We start from the raw sequence: 19,979 nt of genomic DNA on the forward strand, positions 1-19,979 counted from the left end.
CAACACCGAAGGAGCGCCACAATGGCCGCCACTCAGGAAGAGATCGTCACCGGTCTCGCCGACATCGTCAACGAGATCGCCGGCATCCCCACCGAGGACGTCCAGCTGGACAAGTCCTTCACCGACGACCTGGACGTCGACTCGCTGTCCATGGTCGAGGTCGTCGTCGCCGCCGAAGAGCGCTTCGACGTCAAGATCCCCGACGAGGACGTCAAGAACCTCAAGACGGTCGGCGACGCTGCCGACTACATCCTCAAGCACCAGGCCTGATCCGGCCGATCCTGTGTCGCCGCCCGGCGGTGGCGCCGTGAAAATTCAGCACCCTCTACACGTGGAGAAAGAATTCCTGTGAGCCCGACCAATCGCACCGTGGTCGTCACCGGTATCGGCGCAACAACACCGCTGGGTGGCGACGCCGCATCGACCTGGGAAGGCCTGCTGGCCGGACGTTCCGGCGTCAAGCCCCTGGAGGGCGAGCGCTTCGCCGAACTCCCTGTCCGTATCGCGGCCCTCGCGGCCGTCGACCCGGGCGACGTACTGCCCCGTCCGCTGGCCCGCAAGCTGGACCGCTCGGCGCAGTTCGCGCTGATCGCGGCCCGTGAGGCGTGGGCCGACGCGGGTTACACCGACAAGGCGGGCGAGGACGAGAAGATCCAGCCCAACCGCCTCGGCGCGGTCATCGCCTCTGGCATCGGTGGCGTGACCACTCTGCTCGACCAGTACGACGTGCTGAAGGAGAAGGGCGTACGCCGCGTCTCCCCGCACACCGTGCCCATGCTCATGCCGAACGGCCCCTCCGCCAACGTCGGCCTGGAGGTCAACGCCCAGGCGGGCGTGCACACTCCGGTCTCCGCGTGCGCGTCGGGCGCCGAAGCCATCGGTTACGCCGTCCAGATGATCCTCACCGGCCGCGCCGACGTGGTCGTCGCCGGTGGCACGGAAGCGGCGATCCACCCGCTGCCGATCGCGGCGTTCGCCAACATGATGGCGATGTCCAAGAGCAACGAAGAGCCCGAGAAGGCCTCGCGTCCGTACGACACGGGCCGCGACGGCTTCGTCCTCGGCGAGGGCGCGGGCGTCGTCATCCTGGAGTCGGCCGAGCACGCCGCCGCACGCGGTGCGCGGGTGTACTGCGAGGTCGTGGGCCAGGGTCTGTCCGCGGACGCCCACCACATCGCGCAGCCCGAGCCGACCGGTCGCGGCATCGCCGTCGCCATGCAGAACCTGCTCGACGACACCGGTCTCAAGCCGGCCGAGATCGTGCACCTCAACGCGCACGCCACCTCGACCCCGCAGGGCGACATCGCCGAGATCAAGGCGCTGCGCAAGGTCCTCGGTGACGACCTCGACCACGTGGCGGTCTCCGCGACGAAGTCGATGACCGGTCACCTGCTCGGTGGCGCCGGCGGCATCGAGACCGTCGCGACGGTGCTGGCGCTGTACCACCGGACGGCTCCGCCGACCATCAACATCGACGACCTGGACGCCGATGTCGACGCAGACATCGTGCGGGACGAGCCGAGGGCACTGCCCGAGGGCACGATCGCCGCGATCAACAACTCGTTCGGCTTCGGCGGCCACAACGTGGTCCTGGCCTTCCGCACGGTCTGAGTCCGGCGCAGCGACCCGAAGCCTGACCGGCCCCCCAGGGCCGGGCAGTGCGAGGGCCGCACGAAAGAGGACTCAACTCGTCCGGCTTCGGCGGCCACAACCTGGTCCTCGCCTTCCGTTCGGTCTGATCCGCGACCTGATCCGCGGCCGCACACAGCGACAAGGCCATGCCGGGAAGCTCCAAGCTCTCCCGGCATGGCCTTCGTCGTTCCTCACGCCGGGTCAGCGCAGGGCGAAGACGGGCGGTTCGCCGTCGGTGTACCGGTTGATGACGACATAGCCGTCGCGCACCGCGAGCATTTCGGCGTCGATGGAGACCGGCGCCTCCTTGCCCAGCGACGTCTTGCGCATGGCCCCCTTCGCCGCGGGGTCGAGCACGACGATGTCCGAGCGGGGCCATCCGGAGGTCAGCACCGCCACCCGGCCGTCGGGCCGGAGGGTGAGTGCGCCGATGACGCCGAGTTCGCCGGTACGCCACAGCTCCCTGCCGTCCGTGATCGAGTAACCGGCGACGTACTGGGGCAGAGTGTCGCCCGGCTTCTGCACGGCGGCGACCAGCGTGTCGCCCGCCACGAAGGGGCCTTCGGTCATCAGGTCGGCGTCGGACCGCCTGACGTCGAGGTCACCCAGCCGGCCGGAGAACGGCAGGGCCGTGCGTACGGTGCCCCGCTCGTCGAAGGTGAGCACCGCGCGGGTGCCGCGTTCGTCGGTCTCCTGGAAGCCGACCACAGCCGGTTCGACGGAGTACACGGACGACGTGCCCGCGCTCTCCACCGGCAGCTTCGTGGCCCACTGCTCTTTTCCGCCGGCGGTGTCGAGGGCGAGGAGCCGTGAGGTGAAGACGCCATCGGTCTTCGCAGGCATGCATTCTTCGACGACTAGGGTACGAGCCGCGGTCGCGCCCACCGCCAGTGCCTGGCAGCGCTCCGGCACCGGCCGCTTCCACTGTTCGGCGCCGGACTCGACCGATCGTGCGCGTACCACGCCGTCCTCCAGGGCGACGGCCGTACCGCCGCCGAGCGCGATGCCCTTGCCGATGCCTTCACCCTTGAGTGACTGCTTCCACAGCGTGGTGCCGTCGTCGAGCCGGACCGCGGCGAGGGTCGCGCAGGGCTTGAGGTGGCGCCCGTAGGCGACCAGGCCGATGCCCTTGGACGGGTGGGCGCTGCGGGCGCACACGGACTCGCGGACCGGCGCGGCAACGTTCCACCGCTCCTTGCCGTCTTTCACGGCGTAGGCGGAGAGGCCGTCGGTACGGACCCTGACGACGCTGTCGCCGACGGACCAGCCGCGCAAACCCTTGACGGTGGCGGGGCGGTCCGACGGCGCCTGCCAGGCTATCTCCAGCGGTTCGGCGGCCTTCACCGGCGAGTCGATTTTCACCTGTTCGCCACGTATCCACTGATAGCCGAACAAGCCGGGCAACAGCCCGGCCAGCACCCCAATCACCACGACGGCGGCAGCGACCCCGCGGCCCAGCGCCGCCTTCTCGAGCGCCTTGCCGAGAAGGAGGGCACCGGCGAAGGAGAACGCGAACGCCAGGAGGAGCACGGTGGGCAGGCCGTCCGGACAGTCGTCCCCGCTGCACGAACCGCCGCTCTCCCGGTACAGGGCGGTCCATCCCAGCCCATGGAAGAGAACGGCCCAGCAGACCACGACCGATGACAACAGGACGGCGGCGACTCCGGCCGCCGGTCGTATACGCACAACCGACCCCCACAGGTGGTGGTGCACTGTCTGTGCACTGTGGGGCGGAATGTATCCGGCGCCGGATCCGCGCGGTGCGCGGGGGCGGCCGGAGGCGTCAGACGACCTGGTGGAGCCAGCGGACCGGGGCGCCCTCGCCCGCGTACCTGAAGGGTTCGAGCTCGTCGTCCCACGGCTTGCCGAGGAGCTTGGCGACCTCGGCCTCCAGGTCGGTCTCGCCGCCCACCGAGCGCGCGAGAGCGGCGCGCAGCCGGTCCTCGGGGATCAGGATGTCGCCGTGCATTCCGGTGACGGCGTGGAAGATGCCGAGGCCGGGGGTGGAGCTGTAGCGCTCACCCTCGGCCGTGGGGCAGGGCTCGGCCGTCACTTCGAAGCGCAGCAGATGCCAGCCGCGCAGGGCGGAGGCGAGTTTGGAGGCGGTGCCCGGCTGGGCCTGCCAGGAGAACTCGGCTCTCCACGTGCCGGGCGAGGCCGGCTGTCTGATCCAGTCGAGATTGACCCGCACACCGAGTACGCCCGCTACTGCCCATTCGACGTGCGGGCACAGCGCGCGCGGTGCGGAGTGAACGTACAGAACTCCACGTGTCGTCACCGGGACCTCCAGTGTGGGACGAGGTTCGCCTTCCCCAGCGGCCTCGCGCCCGTACCGCCTCTTCCCGGTCGGCTCCCGAGGTTGTCAACAGTAAACAGCATCGGGAGTTAATCTCCTGAAAAGGGACAGTATGTGACGTGATGTAATTTACCGGATGCCCGGATGGGTGAGGGCTGCTGGTTCGACGGGGAAAAACTACCGTGCGGCGGCGTCCGGCGGGTGACGTACTGTCGGTCCGGGGGGCCGGAAACACGAAGCTTTCACTCGCCAGGACGCCAGTACGACGCGATGGAGGGGACCACCGGATGCGGGTACGCCGCCGACCATGCCGCCGCGAGCGCCGCTCTCGCGCCGCCGTCGCCACCGTGACGGCGGCGCTGTTCGTCCTCCTGGGCGCGGTCGCCGGGTGCGACTCGGCGGACGACGCGGACGGGGGCGCCTCGTCGGCGGCGCGCCGGCCCTCCCCGAAGCCCACGTTCATCTGGGACCGCAGCCCGGCGTCCATCGCGGCTGTCGGCGACTCCATCACGCGCGGTTTTGACGCGTGCACGGCACTCGCGGACTGCCCCGAGGTGTCGTGGGCGACGGGTACGGACGCCACGGTGCGCAGCGTGGCGTGGCGGCTGCTCGGCGAGGCGGGCGCGACCGCGCGTACCTGGAACCATGCCAAGTCGGGGGCGCGGATCGCCGAGCTGCCGGAGCAGATGACGCGGGCGGTCGCGGACAGGCCGGAGCTGGTGACGGTCATGGTGGGGGCGAACGACGCCTGCCGCGACGACGTGTCGCACATGACATCGGTGGCTGATTTCCGGACGTATTTCGAGACATCGGTGAAGAAGCTGCGCAGCGAGCTGCCCACGTCGCAGCTGTACGTGTCGAGCGTGCCGGATCTGAAACGGCTCTGGTCCGAGGGGCGCGGGAACGCGCTGGGCAAGCAGATCTGGAAGCTGGGGATCTGCCAGTCGATGCTGGGCTCCCCGGACGCGATGGACGCGGCGGCGGTGACGCGGCGCGAGTCGGTGCAGGAGCGGGTCGTCGCGTACAACAAGGTGCTGAGGGATGTGTGCGGGCGGGACGCGCGCTGCCGGTACGACGGCGGAGCGGTCTTCGAATACCGGTTCTCCGGCGACCAGTTGAGCCACTGGGACTGGTTCCACCCGAGCAAGAACGGGCAGCAGCGGCTGGCGGAGATCGCGTACCGCAACATCACGGCCAAGGAGCCTCCGGCGTAGTCGCTTAGGCTTTCCGATCATGACTGCGGAACTCTTCGGCACACTCGACGACGGCACGCCCGTCCACCGCTGGGTCCTGGAACGGGACGGGGTGGTGGTGCGCGTTCTGACGTACGGCGGGATCGTCCAGTCGGTGGAGGTGCCGGACCGGGACGGGCGTATGGGCGGGGTCGCGGTCGGCTTCGATCAGCTCGCGGGCTATCTGGAGTGTCCCGGGCCGTACTTCGGGGCGCTGGTCGGGCGGTACGCGAACCGGATCGCGGGCGGGGCCTTCAGGCTGGACGGGCGGACGTACGCCCTGGCGCGCAACGGTGGCCCGAACAGCCTGCACGGCGGCGAGCGCGGCTTCGACAAGCGGGTGTGGGGCGCGGAGGCGGTGTCCTCGCACGGGGTGCGGCTCTCGCGGGTCAGCCCCGACGGCGAGGAGGGCTTTCCCGGGCGCGTCGAGGTCTCGGCGACGTACACGCTGGAGGAGGGCGGGGCGCTGCGGATCGCGTACCGGGCGGTGACGGACGCTCCGACCGTGGTGAATCTGACGAATCACACGTACTGGAGTCTCGGGGGTGGCGGCCCGTACGAGCTGCGACTCGCGGCGGGGGCGGTGACGCCGGTGGACGGTGGCGGGATACCGACCGGGGAGATCCGGGCGGTGGCGGGGTCGCGGTTCGACTTCCGGGAGGCGCGGGTGCTGGGTGGCGGGCTCGACCACAACTTTGTGCTGGACAAGGGTGTTACGGGCGAGGCCGAGGTGGTGGGCGAGCTGTACGACCCGGGGTCGGGGCGGGTGGTGACGGTCGCTACGACGGAACCGGGGGTGCAGGTGTATACGCCGGACGGGTTCGACGGGGTGGCGCTGGAGACCCAGCACTTCCCCGATTCCCCGAACCGGCCGGAGTTTCCCCGGGTGGTACTGCGACCGGGCGAGGTGTTCGCTTCGGCGACGGTGTACGGGTTCGAGGTGCGGGGGTAGGGGGCGGGGGGCTCCCGAACTGGGGCTCCGCCCCAGACCCCGCTCCTCAAGCGCCGGAGGGGCTGGAAAATCCAGCCCGTCCGGCGTTTGAGGACACGCCCGAAGGGTGTCCCGGGGTACCGGCAGGGGCTCAGCCCTGGAGGTCCAGGGTCGCCGTCAGGCGGGTGTCGGCGATCGAACGGCCCGTGCGGACCTCGTACGCACCCGGCACGAACGACCAGGAGTTGGACCGCTCGTCCCAGATCTCGAACGCCCGGGCCGACAGCGCGATCTCAGCCTCCGCCCACTCCCCCGCCCCCGCCTCAACGCACGCGAACCCCGCCAGCCACCGCACCGGCCGCTCCACACAGTCCGCCAGCGGGGCCAGGTAGACCTGGACCACCTCGCGGCCGGCGCGTGAACCGGTATTGCGTACGCGCACCTTGGCCGTCGCCGGGGTCACCTCCAGGGACTCGTACTCCCAGGTGGTGTAGCCGAGGCCGTGACCGAACGCGTACGCCGGCGCGACGCCCGCCTTGTCCCAGGCGCGGTAGCCGACGAACAGCCCTTCCCGGTAGTGCAGTTCGCCGTCCGTCGGCACGACCTCCGAAACCGGAACGTCAGCCAGGGCCACCGGCCAGGTCGTCGGCAGCCGCCCGCCCGGTTCGGCCACGCCGAGCAGCACGTCGGCGAGCGCCGCGCCGCCCTCCTGCCCCGGGAACCAGCTGAGCAGCACCGCGGCCACGTCCTCCCGCCATGGCATCTCCACCGGTGAACCGGAGTTGACGATCACCACGGTGTTCGGATTGGCGGCGGCCACCGCGCGCACCAGATCGTCCTGGCGGCCCGGGAGGCTCAGGTCCGTACGGTCGAAGCCCTCGGACTCGACGCTTTCCGTCGTGGCGACCACGACGACCGCCGTGTCGGCGTCCCGGGCCGCTTCGACGGCCTCGGCGATCAGTGCGTCGGCGTCGCGCTGCGGTGCGCCGTGCAGGAACGAGAACATGACCGCCGGCAGCGGCGCGTCGTCCGTCGCGCCGACGGGGTGGACGAGGGAGACCTCGACCGGCTCGCCCGCGGTGAGGTGGACGCGGCCGCGCTCGGCCGGGGCGCCGAAGAACGCCTCGAAGGGGTCGGACGCGTCGGACATCGCCTGGACGCCCTCGTAGAGGACTTCGCCGGCGACGGTCAGGGTGAAGGCGCCCAGGCCGCGCGTGCCGAAGGCGTGCTCGCCGCTTTCGCGCGGGGTGAAGGTGCCCTTGACCTCGACGCTGTGGAGCTTCCCGTAGGTGACGCCGTCGGGCAGGTCGTCGCCGATCCACTGCACCTGGCCGCCAGGGAGCGAGCGGCGGCCGATGACGGCGCCGGCGGCGTCGCGGCAGACGGCGTGGAGGGCGAAGCCCTTGTCGGCGGGGCTCAGTTCGTCGCTGGGGTAGGCCCCGACAGCGTACGTCAGCGTGGCGTCCGGCAGTGCGGCGGCGAGGCCGTCGAGAGGCGCGACGACGCGCTCGGGGAAGACGGTGGCGGACCCGCCGCCGAGTACGCGCGCGTCGCGGGCCGCCGCGCCGATGAGGGCGAGCTTGCGGGTCTGCGCGGGGTCGATGGGGAGGACGCGGTTCTCGTTGCGTACTTCGTTGCGTACGAGGACGAAGGCGCGGCGGGCCACCTCGCGCGCCAGCGCCTGGCCGTCGACCGTCTCCGGCAGTTCGGTGACGACGGGCGGGGCGCCTTCCAGGATGCCGACGCGGGCCGCGAGCCGCAGGACGTTGCGTACGGCGTCGTCGACCACGGCCTCGTCGACCTTGCCCGCGCGGACCGCGCCGGCGAGCGCGTCGCCGTAGACGGTGGTGGGGCCCGGCATGGCGACGTCGAGGCCGCCTTCGATGTCACCGGTGGTGGATCGGGCGGCCATCCAGTCGGAGACGATGTAGCCGTCGAACCCCCACTCGCCGCGCAGCACCTCGTTCTGGAGGTAGCGGTGCTCGGTCATCGTCACGCCGTTGACCTGGTTGTACGCGGCCATGATGCCCCAGGGGTGGGCGTTCTTGACGATGGCTTCGAAGGGCGCCAGGTACAGCTCGCGCAGCGGGCGCGAGGTGATGATGTTGTCGACGGTGAAGCGGTCGGTCTCGGCGTCGTTGGCGACGAAGTGCTTGACGGTGGTGCCGACGCCGCCGTCCTGGACGCCGTTCACGTAACCGGAGCCGATCTCGCCGGTCAGGTACGGGTCCTCGGAGTAGCACTCGAAGTGCCGGCCGCCGAGCGGCGAGCGGTGCAGGTTCACGGTCGGGGCGAGGAGGACGTGCACGTCCTTGCGGCGGGCCTCCTGGGCGAGGAGGCGGCCGGCGCGGCGGGCGAGCTCCGGGTCCCAGGTCGCGGCGAGCGCGGTCGGCGACGGCAGTGCGATCGACGGGTCGTCGGCGGTCCAGCGGACGCCGCGCACGCCGACCGGGCCGTCGGACATGACGAGGGACCGCAGGCCGATCTCGGGGAGAGCGGGGAGCGACCACATGTCCTGGCCGCCGAGCAGCTTCGCCTTGGCGTCGAGATCGAGTTTGCCGAGGGCCGCTTCGACGGCCTCTTCGCGCATCCGGTCGGTGTCCTGGGTGGTGGGTTCGGCTGCCACGGACGTACCTCCTCGTTGAAGTCCTGCTGGGATGTCTGGCTGTCTCCATCGTCACCGGTTCACCTGTAGAACGGTAGGGTTTGTTATTCTTTCGTGATGTGACGGGATGGCGTACCGTCCTGCCAGCAAGCACCAGGGGAAGGGACCAGGACGATGGCCAGGGCCAGGAGCGAGGAGCGGCGGGCGGAGATTCTCCGCGCGGCCCTCGAAGTGATCGCCGAACGCGGCTACCGGGGGGCGTCGCTGAGCGCGGTCGCCGAGCGCGTCGGCCTGACCCAGCAGGGGCTTCTCCACTACTTCCCCACGAAAGACGACCTGCTCGTCGCCGTGCTCGAAGAGCGCGACCAGTGGGACACCGGCGGCTCGGGGCGCAGCGCCGGGGCGTGGCGGCTGGATCTCCTCGACTCGCTCGTGGAGTACAACGCGATGCGCCCCGGCATCGTGCAGACCTTCTCCGCGCTGCTCGGCGAGAGCGTGACCGAGGACCATCCGGCGCGGGAGTTCTTCACCCACCGCTACACCCAGGTCCGCGGCGGCATGGCCGCCGCCCTGCGCGCCGAGTACGGCGATGTGCTGCCCGGCGGACTCACGCCGGAGCAGGCGGCGCCGCTCCTGGTGGCGGTCATGGACGGGCTCCAGTACCAGTGGCTGCTCGACCCCTCGTCGGTGGACATGCCGGCCGCCTTCCGTGACTTCCTCTCCCTACTGCAACGCTCGCCCGCCCCGTAGCGCAAGTCACGGGCGTACCGGGATACTTCCGCCACCCGACGGAAGGATCACCGTGCCCCTGATACGCCCCCGCCACACGTCACTTGCTCTCTCCCTCATCACCCTCGCGCCGCTTCTCGGGGTACTGCCCGCAGCGGCGGCAGCGGAGCCGAAGGAGACAGCTCCGGCGACCGTTGCTCCGGCGACCGTCGAGGAGCAGCGGCTGGAGCGGGCCGCCCCGCAGGAGATCCTGCGGCGCAGCGGATTCGACACCGTGGCGGCGGATTTCGCCCGGACCCTGGGCGAGGCGCGGACGTACGCCGCTGCCGAGCGGGTCGTCGTACGGCACGGATCGCGGCTGTGGCAGCGGGCCGTGGACCGGGCGCAGGGCCGGGGTCCGGCGGGCGGCGACTTGAGCCGGGACGACGACCGGCCGCTGTACTGGGCGCGGTTGGGCATGACGCTCGAACTCCGGCAGTGGCAGGGGCCGTCCGGGATCGGCGAGGCGGCGCGGGTGAAACTGCTCGACCGGCTGGAGCGGTCGTCGCGCGGCCAGGACGCGATCCGCTTCCCTGCGGGCAAGGGGATGAAGCGGGTGCTCGTCACCGGCTTCGACCCGTTCACGCTGGACCGGGACGTGCGGATCAGCAACCCGTCGGGCGCGACGGCGCTCGCGCTGGACGGCACGGTCGTACGTACGGCCGACGGCCCCGCGCGGATCGAGACGGCCGTCTTCCCCGTCCGGTGGCAGGACTTCGCCGACGGCACGGTCGAGCGCACCCTGCGCCCGCACCTGCCGCACCTCGACCTCTTCACCACCGTGAGCCAGGGCAGGGTCGGGCGGATCGACGTCGAGCGCTTCAACGGGGCGTGGCGCGGGGGCTTCCCGGACAATGAGAACGTCTCGCGCAAGGAAACCGTTCCGGTGAGCGACCCGGCCTCGCAGCCGCAGTGGACGGCGACGACGCTTCCGTACCAGGAGATCGTGGCCGCGGACACCGGCCGCTTCCCGGTGTACGACAACACGTCGGTGACCGAGATCCCGGCGGGCGCGACGGCTCCCGTGGTCCGGCCGGAAGGCCCGACCGCGGGCTCGACCGCCCGCGCGGGCGGCGGCGGCGACTACCTCTCCAACGAGATCGCGTACCGCGCGACGCTGCTGCGCGACCGCCTGGAGCCGGCCGACCTCCCCGGCGGCCATGTGCACACGCCGGTGCTCCAGTTCGGCGCGGGCAACACCACCGAGGTGACGGACCCCGACTTCGTACGCAACCGGCTGGACATCGTCGCGCAGGTGCGGGCGATCGTCGCAGTGGCGGCGGGCGCACGGTAGAGCTCATGCGCCGGAGAGGCTCCATAGGAGCCCCTCCGGCGTCGGCTCAGCGAGCGAAGCCGAGGGTGACTCCCAGGCCGACCAGTACCGAGCCGATGGCACGGTTGAGGGCCTTCTGGCGGCGCAGCATGGCCGTCCGCAGCCGGGAGTCGGAGAAGAAGAGCGCGATCGCGCCGAACCACCCGAAGTGCGCGGCCGACATGAACAGGCCATAGCCCGCCTGCTGCCACACCGGGGTCTCGGGGCCGACCACCTGGGTGAAGGTGGAGACGACGAAGAGGGTGGTCTTCGGGTTGAGGACGTTGGTGAGGAAGCCGGAGCGCAGCGCGCCGAGCGGGCCGAGTTCCGGCTTCGAGTCCAGGTCGACGGTGAGGTCGGAGCGGGCGGTGAAGGTCCGTACGCCGATGTAGACGAGATACGCCGCGCCCGCCAGCTTGATCGCGGTGAACAGCTCGGTCGACGAGGCGATCAGCAGTCCGACGCCGAGCATCGTGTACGTAACGTGGACGAGGACTCCGGCGGCGACTCCGGCTGCCGCGAACAGGCCGGTCGTACGCCCGTAGAGGCAGCTGTTGCGGACGACCATCGCGAAGTCGGCGCCCGGGCTGATGACCGCGAGGAGGGTGATGACGGCTACGGCTATCACTTCTGTCATGGGGTGATGCTTGCCGCCCGGCGTCGGCCGATCAAGCCCGATTTGGATAATGGTCCGCATGTTGGTCGCAGCGGCACAGTTCACGTCCGAACCCGGTTCCGTCGAAGCGAACGCGCTCCGGATGGCGGCGTATGTGAGGGAGGCCGCGCGGCGTGGAGTCCGCGTCACCGTCTTCGCTGAACTAGCCCTGACCGGGTACGAGCTCGAACTGCTCACCCAGGACCCGTCGCTGCTCGTCACACCCGACGACCCGCGCCTCGCACCGGTCCGCGCCGCCTGCCGCGAGACCGCCACGGCGGCCGTCGTCAACTGTGCGGCGCCCGACACGGACGGCGGTGACCGCCCCGCCATCGCGTCCTTCGTCTTCGGCCCGGACGGCGCGCTGCTCACCCGCTACGACAAGCAGCATTTGTACGAGAACGAGCGCGAGCTCTTCAGCGCGGGCGCGACCGACGGGCGGTTCGAGCTGGACGGTGTGCGGTTCGCGCTGGCGACGTGCTTCGACAACCACTTCCCGGAAGTCGCGGAACGGGCGGCCGCCCACAAATGCCGTATATACCTGGCGAGTTCGCTGTACGGGAAGGGCAACGGTGAGCGGGAGCGCCTCGCCACCTACCCGGTGCGGGCCAAGGACCACGGGCTGTACGTCGTCCTCGCCAACCACGTGGGGGAGGCGGGACCGTACGACGGCTGCGGGCTGAGCGCGGTGTGGGGCCCTGACGGTACGGCGCTGGCCGAGGCGGCGCCGGGTGAGGCGGGCCTCGTGCCGGCCGACGTACCTACGCCGTAAGGGGCGGCAGCGTTGCCACGTCGTCCGCGTCGGCCGACGGCTCCTCCAGCAGGTCACGCGTCATCAGCGTCGCGCCGGCCACCGCGCCCGGCATCAGGAAGACGGCGACCAGCGGCACGAGGAACGCGAGGGTGAGCGGGACGCCGAACCCGAGGGTGAGCAGGCGGCGCCCGCGCAGCAGGGTGAGGCGCTGCTTCAGCTCGACGCGGCGGCGCTGGAGGGCCACCGCCGTGAGTTCCTCCGCGAGGAAGAACCCGGAGACGCAGAAGCCGACCACAGGGACGACGGTCTGGCCGACGACGGGGATGAAACCGCAGGCGAAGAGCAGAACGCCGTACAGCACCACCCGGGTGAGGACGCGCACGCTGTCGCGGGCGGAGATCCACAGTTCCCGGATCAGCGGGAGGCCGGACTCGGGGGCGGTGCCGTCAGGGGAGACGGAGCGGTCGACGCGCTCGGACAGCTCCTCGTAGAAGGGCTGGCCGACGAGCAGCGTCACGGCGGTGAAGGTGATCACCGCGAGGAACAGTGCGAGGGCGAAGAGCAGGGCCGTCAGCGCACCCCGGAAGATGCCGAGCCAGGGCGAGCCCCAGTCGTCGGCGAAGGGTGTGGCCCAGGCGGTGAAGTCGTCTGCGCCGTAGACGAGCCCGATGAGGGCACCGACGTACAGCACGAAGGTCACCAGGCCGGGCAGCAGCCCGAAGCCGTAGGACTTGCCGTGCCGGCCGACCCACCGCTGGCCCTTCATCAGATAGCCGAAGCCCACCCCGAGATCACGCATGCGAACAGCCTATCTACTGGCCGAGGCGGAGCTGATACCGCGTACCCGGCCTGCCGTCCAGGTCGATGCCGCCGACCGGGACGAAGCCGTTGCGGGTCAGGACCGTGTGGGAGGCGGGGTTGTCGGTCGTGGTGGCGGCGGTGAGGGCGGTGAGGGCGTATTCGGTGGCGGCGCGTGCTCGGACTTCCCGTACGGTGGCGACGGCCAGGCCGCGGCCGGTGGCGCGTTCGGCGATGCGGTAACCGAGGTCCGCGGTCCCGTCCATGACGTCGACCAGGTTGACCCGGCCGAGGACCGCGCCCTGTTCGTCCAGGAGCAGGTGGAAATGACACAGGCCGGTGTCCTGCTCGGCGAGCAGGGCGGCGTGCCGGGCCGCGAAGTGGGTGAAGTAGTCGTCGCCGCGATCGGGCACGGACCGCGCGAAGTAGGCGCGGTTCTCCCGCTCGAAGGTGAGAAGCGCGGCGGCGTGATCGTCCCGCAGCCGTGTCAGGTTCACGTTCTTCATGGGCAGAGTCTGGGGCGCGCACGGGGACGGTACAAGGCGTGGCTACGCTCGTCACTCTCGCCGAGACCGGCAGGCACTTAGGCACTTACGAAGGAGAGCTGGCCGTGCGCAACGCCACCGTGACGGCCGATGGTGACCGGATCCGCTGGGTCGAGCTGCCGGGCCGGGAGCCGTCCCGCGTCTACCTGCATGGGCTGGGGGCCACTTCGCCCGCCTACTTCACTGAGGTCGCGGTGCACCCGCTGCTGGCCGGTCACCGGTCTCTGCTGGTCGACCTGCTGGGGCACGGCATCAGCGACCGGCCGACGGACTTCGACTACAGCCTCGATGCGCACGCCGACGCACTGGCCTCGGCCCTCGCCTCAGCCGGTGTGAGCGGCGCCGAGGTGATCGCGCACAGCATGGGCGGCTCGGTGGCCATCGTGCTGGCCGCGCGCCATCCGCATCTCGTTTCCCGCCTCGTTCTGATCGACGCGAATCTCGACCCGATACCGCGGACACCGGGTTCGAGTTCCGGTGGCAGCAGCGGAATCGCCTCGTACTCCGAGGAGGAATTCGTGGCGGGCGGATGGGAAGAGTTCCGCGACCGGGCCGGGCACCACTGGTGGTCCACCATGCGGCTGGCCGGGCGGGAAGCGCTGCACCGCAGTGCCACTCATCTCGTACGCGGCTCTGTCCCCACCATGCGTGAGCATCTGCTCGGCCTGAAGATTCCCCGCACATACCTGCTCCCCGAAGCGGACGGCCCTCTTCCAGGCGCCGATGCGCTCGCGGAGGCCGGGGTGTCCGTGGTCGCGGTCCCGGACTGCGGGCACAACATCATGCTGGACAACCCGGAGGCTTTCGTACGCGCCACCGCCACCGCACTGGACGGATAGCGGATAGCAGTCAGACGGTGATGACCTTGACCACTGGGGCCCCGGGGAGCTGCTCGGCAGATTTGCACAGGGCCGGGATGTGAAACCTGTCTGAGGTGACGAGCAGGACGGGCGGGCTGCACAGGGCTGCTGTCGCGACGACCAGCGCGTCAACAAGGCATTCGTGACCATCGAGCCCCGAGGCATCGAGGAGCTTCGCGGCGGCCTTTACGACGTCATCGCCGACCGGCTTCACGTCGAACCGCGCGAGCAGAAACTGCAGCCGGTCAGCGACCTTACCTGTCCGGCGGACTTCGAGGGGAGTCACGGCCGACAGGACCACCCGCCTGCCGTTCTGCTCCGCGACCTCGATCCGCGCACGCATGCCCTCGTCCCCGTCAACGTGCGGAGACAGGCCCTGAGCGTCCAAAAACAGCGTGCCACCGTGGCCGCCGACCTTGATCTTCAGGCGCTTACTTACCACTCTTGTTCCGCCTGACGGCGTGCCTCATCGGAGACCTGTCCAAACTCGCGGCGATCAGCTGCGACCACCTCGCGGAGCTTGTCCATGGCGAGCCAGTGCTCCAGCGCCTCGGAGACGACGGAGGAGAATGCGCGTTTCCCTATGCGCCCCTCTACCTCCTTGACCAGCGAGTTCGCCAACGACACGGACCTCTTGGCTGCCCGCTCGGGCGCGCGTGATGTGACGTGACTGCTCATGCTCTAAAACCTACCACCGGCGGTAGGAAATTTCCTGTCCTGGCACATCCCGAGCGGACATTGAGGACCCGGCGATCCGCCTATCGCCGTACCACCAGCGAAATCCGTGACCCTCCGGCCCTCCTGCCTCAATACCCCCTTGTTGTTCACGAGTTGAACAGGTAGACCCTGCGTACCGATCATCTCTGATCGCTTCCGACGCACCGCACCGGAGATACGCATGGGCACAGGTACAGGCATACCGAGACCTCTCCTCATCACCACCGCCGCCATGGCGTCCGCAGTCCTGCTCTTCCCCGTCCCTGCCACCGCCCAGCCCGGCCCTCCTGGCGGTGACGGGGACGGTGTTCACCGGGAGCGGGCCGCCGCCGGGCAGGGGCAGGCGGCGCGCACCCCGGCGGGGGCCGCCGCCAAGGCGCTCGACGCGCGTACGCCCGGACTCCGCCACGACGGCGGGTATCCGCGGCGCACCACCCTCACCCCGCCCGCGCCGAATCCGGCCGACAAGTCCCTCAAGCTGGGCCTCACGCCGTACCACTCCATCGCCCCCAAGCTCAACGAGTTGCAGAAGCTCGGCAGCGATCGCGTCAGCGTCGAGGTCGCCGGGCGGTCCGCCGGCGGGCATCAGCTGTATCTGGTGACGCTCACCGCGCCGGAGAGCGACCGCGAGGCCCGTGAGCAGGAGCGGATGCGGGAGCTCATTGAGAACTCGCCGGCCGCTGCCGCCAAGGACCGGCGCATCAAGGCCTCATACAAAGCACCGGTGTTCATCAACAACAACATCCACGGCAACGAGTGGGAGGGCACGGACGCCGCCCTCGAACTCATCGAGGATCTGGCGAAGGCGAAGGACCACAAGACCGCCGATCTGCTGGCGAAGACCCGTATCTATCTCAATGTGACCGCCAATCCGGACGGGCGGATCGCGGGCACCCGCGCGAACGCCAACGGCTTCGACCTCAACCGCGACTTCATCACCGCCACCCAGCCCGAGGCGCGCGCGATCCGGCAGATCGCCATCGACAAACAACCGGCCGTCATGATCGACCTGCACGGGTACGTCAACGGCACGCTGATCGAGCCGACGACCCCGCCGCACGGCGAGAATTACGAGTACGACCTCTTCCTCAAGAATTCCTATGCCAACGCGCTGGGAATGGAGGCCGCCGTCAACGGCCTCGGCTATACGGCGGCGAAGGACGGCGTCGAGCCCGCCGTCATCCCCTTCCGCGACCAGGAGGAGGGCTGGGACGACTGGCCGCCGATCTTCACTCCGCAGTACATGCCGTTCCAGGGCGCGGTGGCGGCGCACACGATCGAGTTCCCGATGCAGGTCAACAACCGGTCGTACGACACGCTGCCGGTGGCTGAGCTGCGCCGCAGGGCCGCCATCAATACGGACATAGCGGGCGCCGCGATGCGTGCGACCCTCGACTACACGGCCCAGAAGCGGTCTTCGGTCGTGGCCGACCAGATCGAGACGTTCCGGCGCGGGGCGGTGGGTGCCGCGCAGGTGCCGGTGTCGCAGGAGACGGTTCCGGGTGTGCCCGGGATCGGCCCCGAGGACGTCTACACGACGGACTTCCCGCGGGCGTACGTCGTCCCGGCGGGGCGCGGCCAGCGCTCCGCGACGGCAGCGGCCCGGCTCGTCGACCACCTGGTCGCCAATGACGTGCGCGTCGAGCGCGCGCGCCGGGACTTCCGGCTCGGCGGACGGTCGTACGAGGCCGGTTCGTACGTCGTCGACATGCGCCAGCCCAAGCGCGGTCTGGCCAATGTGATCCTGTACGAGGGCCGGGACATCAGCGCGGACGTCTCGACGATGTACGACATCTCGGGCTGGAGCCTCGGTCTGCTGTGGGGCGCGAGCGTCGAGAAGGTGCAGAAGGCCGCGGGTGGGGTTGATGTTCCCGGCCGTACGGTCCATGCCGCGTCGCCGACCGGTTACGTCGCTCCGCGCGGCGACCTCCGGCTGCGGCTCGACGACCCCAAGGAGCTGGCAGCGCTCAACTCCCTCCTGCGGAACGGTGTCCAGGTGCGGCGTACGGCCGACGGCAGCGCGCTCGTGCCCGCGTCGGCCCGCAAGAAGGCGGCGGCTCTTGCCGGCCGGTACGGCGTCGCTTTCCACGCCACCAAGGCCAAGGGCGTGGCCCCGATGCACCGCACGCGGGTCGCGGCGGCGGTCACACCCGGCGAGCTGTTCGCGCTGCGCGAGATGGGCTTCGAGGTGCTGCCGGTCTCGACGGGCGCGCTCAACGCGGGCTCCTTCGACTGGTCGGCGGCGGACGTGCTGTTCGTGTCGTCCGGGCTGGAGTACGGGAAGCTCGACGCGGCCGCGCGCGGCGCGTTCGACGCGTTCGTCGCCGAGGGTGGCGGCGTGGTCGGGCGTGGCTCGTCGGGGGCGGCGCTCAACGCCGAAGCCGGGCTGCTGGCGGCAAAGCCGGTCGAGGGCAACGGGGACGCGAACGGCGTCGTCCGGGTCGTCAACGCGGGCGGTCCGGTGACGGGCGGCGCGCCGGAACACACCTTCGTCTACTCACCGATGTGGTTCACCGACCTGGGTCCGGGCGTGCGCGTCGACCAGTCGTACGGCGCGGGCAATCCCCTGGTGTCCGGCCACTGGAGGGCCGCGGCGGACGGCAGCGGCGGCCCGGCGGACGCGGCCGGCAAGGCGGCTGTCGTCAGCGGCACGTCGGCGAAGGGCGGCGCGGGTGTCGTGCTGTTCGGTACGGAGCCGCTGTTCCGGGCGCACCCGAAGGGCGCTTTCGCGCAGGTCGGGCGGGCTTTGATCAACTCGGCGCGCTGATCCCGGAGTCCCCGGAATAACCCCTCGGCAACGGTTGCTTGATCCTCTGTCACATACGTGAAGGGGGAGCATTCGATGTCGACGAAGAACGCTGTGCAGGGCACGGTCGCCGAGGGGTTCGAGGGCGTACGGGAGGAATTCGCCGCCGTACTCGCCGAGGAGCGGCCGGGCCACGCCGACGCCCAGCTGGCCGTCTTCGCGGGCGGCCGGCAGGTGGTGGACCTGTGGGGTGGCGACGAGATCACCGGCACCACGCTGACCAGCGTCTTCTCCTCCACCAAGGGCGCGGCGCACCTTGTCGTGGCGCTACTGGTGCAGGAGGGCGTACTGGACCTGGACAGGGAAGTGGCGCACTACTGGCCGGAGTTCGCGGCCGAGGGCAAGGGCGCGCTGACGCTGCGGGATCTGCTGGCCCACCGGGCGGGGGTCGTCGGCGCGGACACCGGTTTCTCGGACGAGGAGCTGACCGACGACCGCGTCATAGCGGAGCGGCTGGCGGCGCAGAAGCCGTACTGGCGGCCGGGGACGGCCTTCGGCTATCACGCGCTGAGCATTGGCGCGCTGACCGGTGAGGTGGTGCGGCGGGCAACCGGGCGGACGATCCAGGAGGTCTTCGAGGAGCGCGTACGCGCCCCGTACGACCTGGACTTCTACCTCGGCCTGCCCGAGGAGCTGGAGCCGCGGGTACTGGACATCCTGCCGATGGATCCGACGCCGGAGCAGCAGGCGGAGCTGGTCGCCGGTGCGGTGTCGCCGCAGAGCGTGACCGGCATCGCGTTCAACCTCAGCGGGGAGCGGCCCACCGACCTGGTGGCGTTGGTCAACAGTCGGCCGACGCGCGCGAAGAGCCCGGCTTCTTTCGGCGGCGTGGCTACGGCGACGGGGCTCGCGAAGATGTACGCGGCGGCCATCAGTGAGGTGGACGGGCGGGCGGCGCTGCTGAAGCCGGACACGATCGCGGAGTTCGGGCAGATCCATTCGGACGGCTACGACCTGGTGGTGCGCCGGCGCCATCCCTTCGGTCTCGGATTCGAGACGTACGGCGACCTCTATCCCTTCCTCGGCGCGGGGGCGTTCGGGCACGCGGGGGCGGCGGGGTCCGAGGCGTTCGCCGATCCGCGCAGCGGTGTGGCGTACGGCTACGCGCGCCGCAGGTTCGCGTTCCCGGGCGGGCCGGCGCCGGAGAATGTGCGGCTGGGGGCGGCGGTCCTGCGGGCGGCGACGGCGGCTGCCGCCGCAGGCAGCGCGGGCTAGGCGTTGCTGCCCCTGCGGGACTTTTCCCCACCCCGCCCCTTCCCGCTGTGACACTTTGCGGCTCCGCCGCGTGAGGGGCTCCGCCCCAGACCCCGCTCCTCAAACGCCGGAGGGGCTGGATAGCGCCGCTGAGCGGGGATGTGCCGCTGAGCGGCAAATCCGACTCGCGCCGGCAAATCCAGCCCGTCCGGCGTTTGAGGACACGCCCGTAGGGCGTCTGTGCGGTCTGGGGGCTGGGGCTTGCCCCCCACGCTGCGGAGCCGCAAATGTCACAACGAGAAGGGGCGGGTACGAGAAAAGCCCCGCAGGGCACGGCGAAAGGCCGCACTCCCGTGTACGGGGGTGCGGCCTTTCAGGTCACGCGACGCGATGCGCCCGGACGTCAGGCGAGGGCCAGCTCGACCTTGATGTTCCCGCGGGTCGCGCTCGAGTACGGGCACACCTGGTGCGCCTTCTCCAGCAGATCCCGCGCGGTCGCCTCGTCCACGTTCGGAATGGTCGCGGTGATCGCGACCTCAAGGCCGAAGCCACCGTTCGTGTTCGAGCCGATCCCGACCTTCGCGGTCACGGTCGAGCCCGAGATGTCCGCCTTCTCCTTGCGCGCGACAACACCCAGCGCACCCTGGAAGCAGGCGCTGTAACCGGCGGCGAAAAGCTGCTCCGGGTTCGTGCCGGCGCCACTGCCGCCCATCTCCTTCGGCGGGTTGACGACAACGTCCAGCTTGCCGTCGTCCGTCGCGACGCGGCCGTCACGGCCGTTCTCGGCGGTGGCGACAGCGGTGTACTTCACGTCTATGTCGAGAATGGTCATGCTGAGGCATTCCTCCTGCTTTGTACGCCGCGACTCGCGCCC

The 19,979-nt window shown here is 70.4% G+C and carries 19 protein-coding genes; 10 read left to right on the forward strand and 9 right to left on the reverse strand.

The annotated features are described in order from the left end of the window. Positions 1-21: 21 nt before the first annotated feature. Both ABZX79_RS28460 and fabF read left to right on the forward strand, forming a co-directional pair. Entirely contained in the window at positions 22-270 is a 249-nt protein-coding gene (locus tag ABZX79_RS28460; protein WP_138894777.1) for an acyl carrier protein, read from the forward strand. A gap of 78 nt (positions 271-348) precedes the next feature. Further along, entirely contained in the window at positions 349-1,611 is a 1,263-nt protein-coding gene (gene fabF / locus ABZX79_RS28465; protein WP_355263691.1) for a beta-ketoacyl-ACP synthase II, read from the forward strand. A gap of 222 nt (positions 1,612-1,833) precedes the next feature. On the opposite strand, the gene ABZX79_RS28470 is transcribed toward fabF, so the two are convergent. Further along, a complete protein-coding gene (locus ABZX79_RS28470; protein WP_355263694.1) occupies positions 1,834-3,318 on the reverse strand; it encodes a PQQ-binding-like beta-propeller repeat protein in 1,485 nt (494 codons plus the stop codon). Between the two features lie 97 nt (positions 3,319-3,415). Continuing rightward, positions 3,416-3,910, reverse strand: a complete 495-nt coding sequence (locus ABZX79_RS28475) for a DUF3145 domain-containing protein (protein WP_028811169.1) — start codon at positions 3,908-3,910, stop codon at positions 3,416-3,418. Between the two features lie 305 nt (positions 3,911-4,215). On the opposite strand from ABZX79_RS28475, the gene ABZX79_RS28480 reads away from it, so the two are divergent. Together ABZX79_RS28480 and ABZX79_RS28485 are read left to right on the forward strand one after the other, a co-directional pair. Beyond that, entirely contained in the window at positions 4,216-5,142 is a 927-nt protein-coding gene (locus ABZX79_RS28480) for an SGNH/GDSL hydrolase family protein (RefSeq protein ID WP_355263697.1), read from the forward strand. 19 nt (positions 5,143-5,161) lie between these two features. Continuing rightward, positions 5,162-6,112: an aldose epimerase family protein gene (locus ABZX79_RS28485; protein WP_355263700.1), complete on the forward strand. Its 951-nt coding sequence runs from the start codon at positions 5,162-5,164 to the stop codon at positions 6,110-6,112. Positions 6,113-6,242: 130 nt separating this feature from the next. Here ABZX79_RS28485 and ABZX79_RS28490 read toward each other — a convergent pair whose 3' ends face one another. Then, positions 6,243-8,681, reverse strand: a complete 2,439-nt coding sequence (locus tag ABZX79_RS28490) for a glycoside hydrolase family 3 C-terminal domain-containing protein (RefSeq protein ID WP_355263913.1) — start codon at positions 8,679-8,681, stop codon at positions 6,243-6,245. 189 nt (positions 8,682-8,870) lie between these two features. Between ABZX79_RS28490 and ABZX79_RS28495 the strand changes: the two genes are divergently transcribed. Together ABZX79_RS28495 and ABZX79_RS28500 are read left to right on the forward strand one after the other, a co-directional pair. Continuing rightward, positions 8,871-9,446 (forward strand): TetR/AcrR family transcriptional regulator, encoded by a 576-nt coding sequence (locus ABZX79_RS28495; protein ID WP_355263703.1) that lies wholly within the window; start codon positions 8,871-8,873, stop codon positions 9,444-9,446. Positions 9,447-9,570: 124 nt separating this feature from the next. Then, positions 9,571-10,758 (forward strand): pyroglutamyl peptidase, encoded by a 1,188-nt coding sequence (locus tag ABZX79_RS28500; RefSeq protein ID WP_355263915.1) that lies wholly within the window; start codon positions 9,571-9,573, stop codon positions 10,756-10,758. Positions 10,759-10,804: 46 nt separating this feature from the next. Here the strand turns inward: ABZX79_RS28500 and ABZX79_RS28505 are convergent, their stop codons facing one another. Next, positions 10,805-11,413, reverse strand: coding sequence for a LysE family transporter (locus ABZX79_RS28505; RefSeq protein ID WP_355263706.1), 609 nt, complete (start codon positions 11,411-11,413; stop codon positions 10,805-10,807). 58 nt (positions 11,414-11,471) lie between these two features. Here ABZX79_RS28505 and ABZX79_RS28510 point away from each other — a divergent pair, with 58 nt between their 5' ends. Then, the gene (locus ABZX79_RS28510) at positions 11,472-12,203 is read left to right on the forward strand and encodes a carbon-nitrogen hydrolase family protein (RefSeq protein WP_355263709.1); all 732 of its coding nucleotides are present in this window, start codon (positions 11,472-11,474) and stop codon (positions 12,201-12,203) included. Here ABZX79_RS28510 and ABZX79_RS28515 read toward each other — a convergent pair. Beyond that, complete coding sequence (locus ABZX79_RS28515; RefSeq protein ID WP_355263712.1) at positions 12,193-12,984, reverse strand: EI24 domain-containing protein; 792 nt, start codon at positions 12,982-12,984, stop codon at positions 12,193-12,195. The two genes, ABZX79_RS28510 and ABZX79_RS28515, sit on opposite strands and share 11 nt — an antisense overlap. 13 nt (positions 12,985-12,997) lie before the next feature. Next, entirely contained in the window at positions 12,998-13,489 is a 492-nt protein-coding gene (locus tag ABZX79_RS28520) for a GNAT family N-acetyltransferase (RefSeq protein WP_355263715.1), read from the reverse strand. 104 nt (positions 13,490-13,593) lie between these two features. Here ABZX79_RS28520 and ABZX79_RS28525 point away from each other — a divergent pair, with 104 nt between their 5' ends. Further along, the gene (locus tag ABZX79_RS28525) at positions 13,594-14,367 is read left to right on the forward strand and encodes an alpha/beta hydrolase (protein ID WP_355263918.1); all 774 of its coding nucleotides are present in this window, start codon (positions 13,594-13,596) and stop codon (positions 14,365-14,367) included. Between the two features lie 10 nt (positions 14,368-14,377). On the opposite strand, the gene ABZX79_RS28530 is transcribed toward ABZX79_RS28525, so the two are convergent. Further along, positions 14,378-14,731 carry a DNA-binding protein gene (locus tag ABZX79_RS28530; protein WP_355263718.1) on the reverse strand — a complete coding sequence of 118 codons (354 nt, stop codon included), beginning with the start codon at positions 14,729-14,731 and terminating at the stop codon, positions 14,378-14,380. Between the two features lie 92 nt (positions 14,732-14,823). Continuing rightward, positions 14,824-15,066 (reverse strand): hypothetical protein, encoded by a 243-nt coding sequence (locus ABZX79_RS28535; RefSeq protein ID WP_355263721.1) that lies wholly within the window; start codon positions 15,064-15,066, stop codon positions 14,824-14,826. Positions 15,067-15,286: 220 nt separating this feature from the next. Here ABZX79_RS28535 and ABZX79_RS28540 point away from each other — a divergent pair, with 220 nt between their 5' ends. Both ABZX79_RS28540 and ABZX79_RS28545 read left to right on the forward strand, forming a co-directional pair. Further along, positions 15,287-17,872 (forward strand): M14 family zinc carboxypeptidase, encoded by a 2,586-nt coding sequence (locus ABZX79_RS28540; protein ID WP_355263723.1) that lies wholly within the window; start codon positions 15,287-15,289, stop codon positions 17,870-17,872. Between the two features lie 75 nt (positions 17,873-17,947). After that, on the forward strand, positions 17,948-19,126 hold the full coding sequence (locus ABZX79_RS28545; RefSeq protein ID WP_355263726.1) for a serine hydrolase domain-containing protein: 1,179 nt from the start codon (positions 17,948-17,950) through the stop codon (positions 19,124-19,126). A 382-nt stretch (positions 19,127-19,508) separates the two neighbouring features. Here the strand turns inward: ABZX79_RS28545 and ABZX79_RS28550 are convergent, their stop codons facing one another. Then, positions 19,509-19,937, reverse strand: a complete 429-nt coding sequence (locus tag ABZX79_RS28550; RefSeq protein WP_355263729.1) for an organic hydroperoxide resistance protein — start codon at positions 19,935-19,937, stop codon at positions 19,509-19,511. Positions 19,938-19,979 lie beyond the last annotated feature (42 nt).

Source organism: Streptomyces sp. NPDC002994 (assembly GCF_040611155.1).
Classification (GTDB): Bacteria; Actinomycetota; Actinomycetes; order Streptomycetales; family Streptomycetaceae; genus Streptomyces.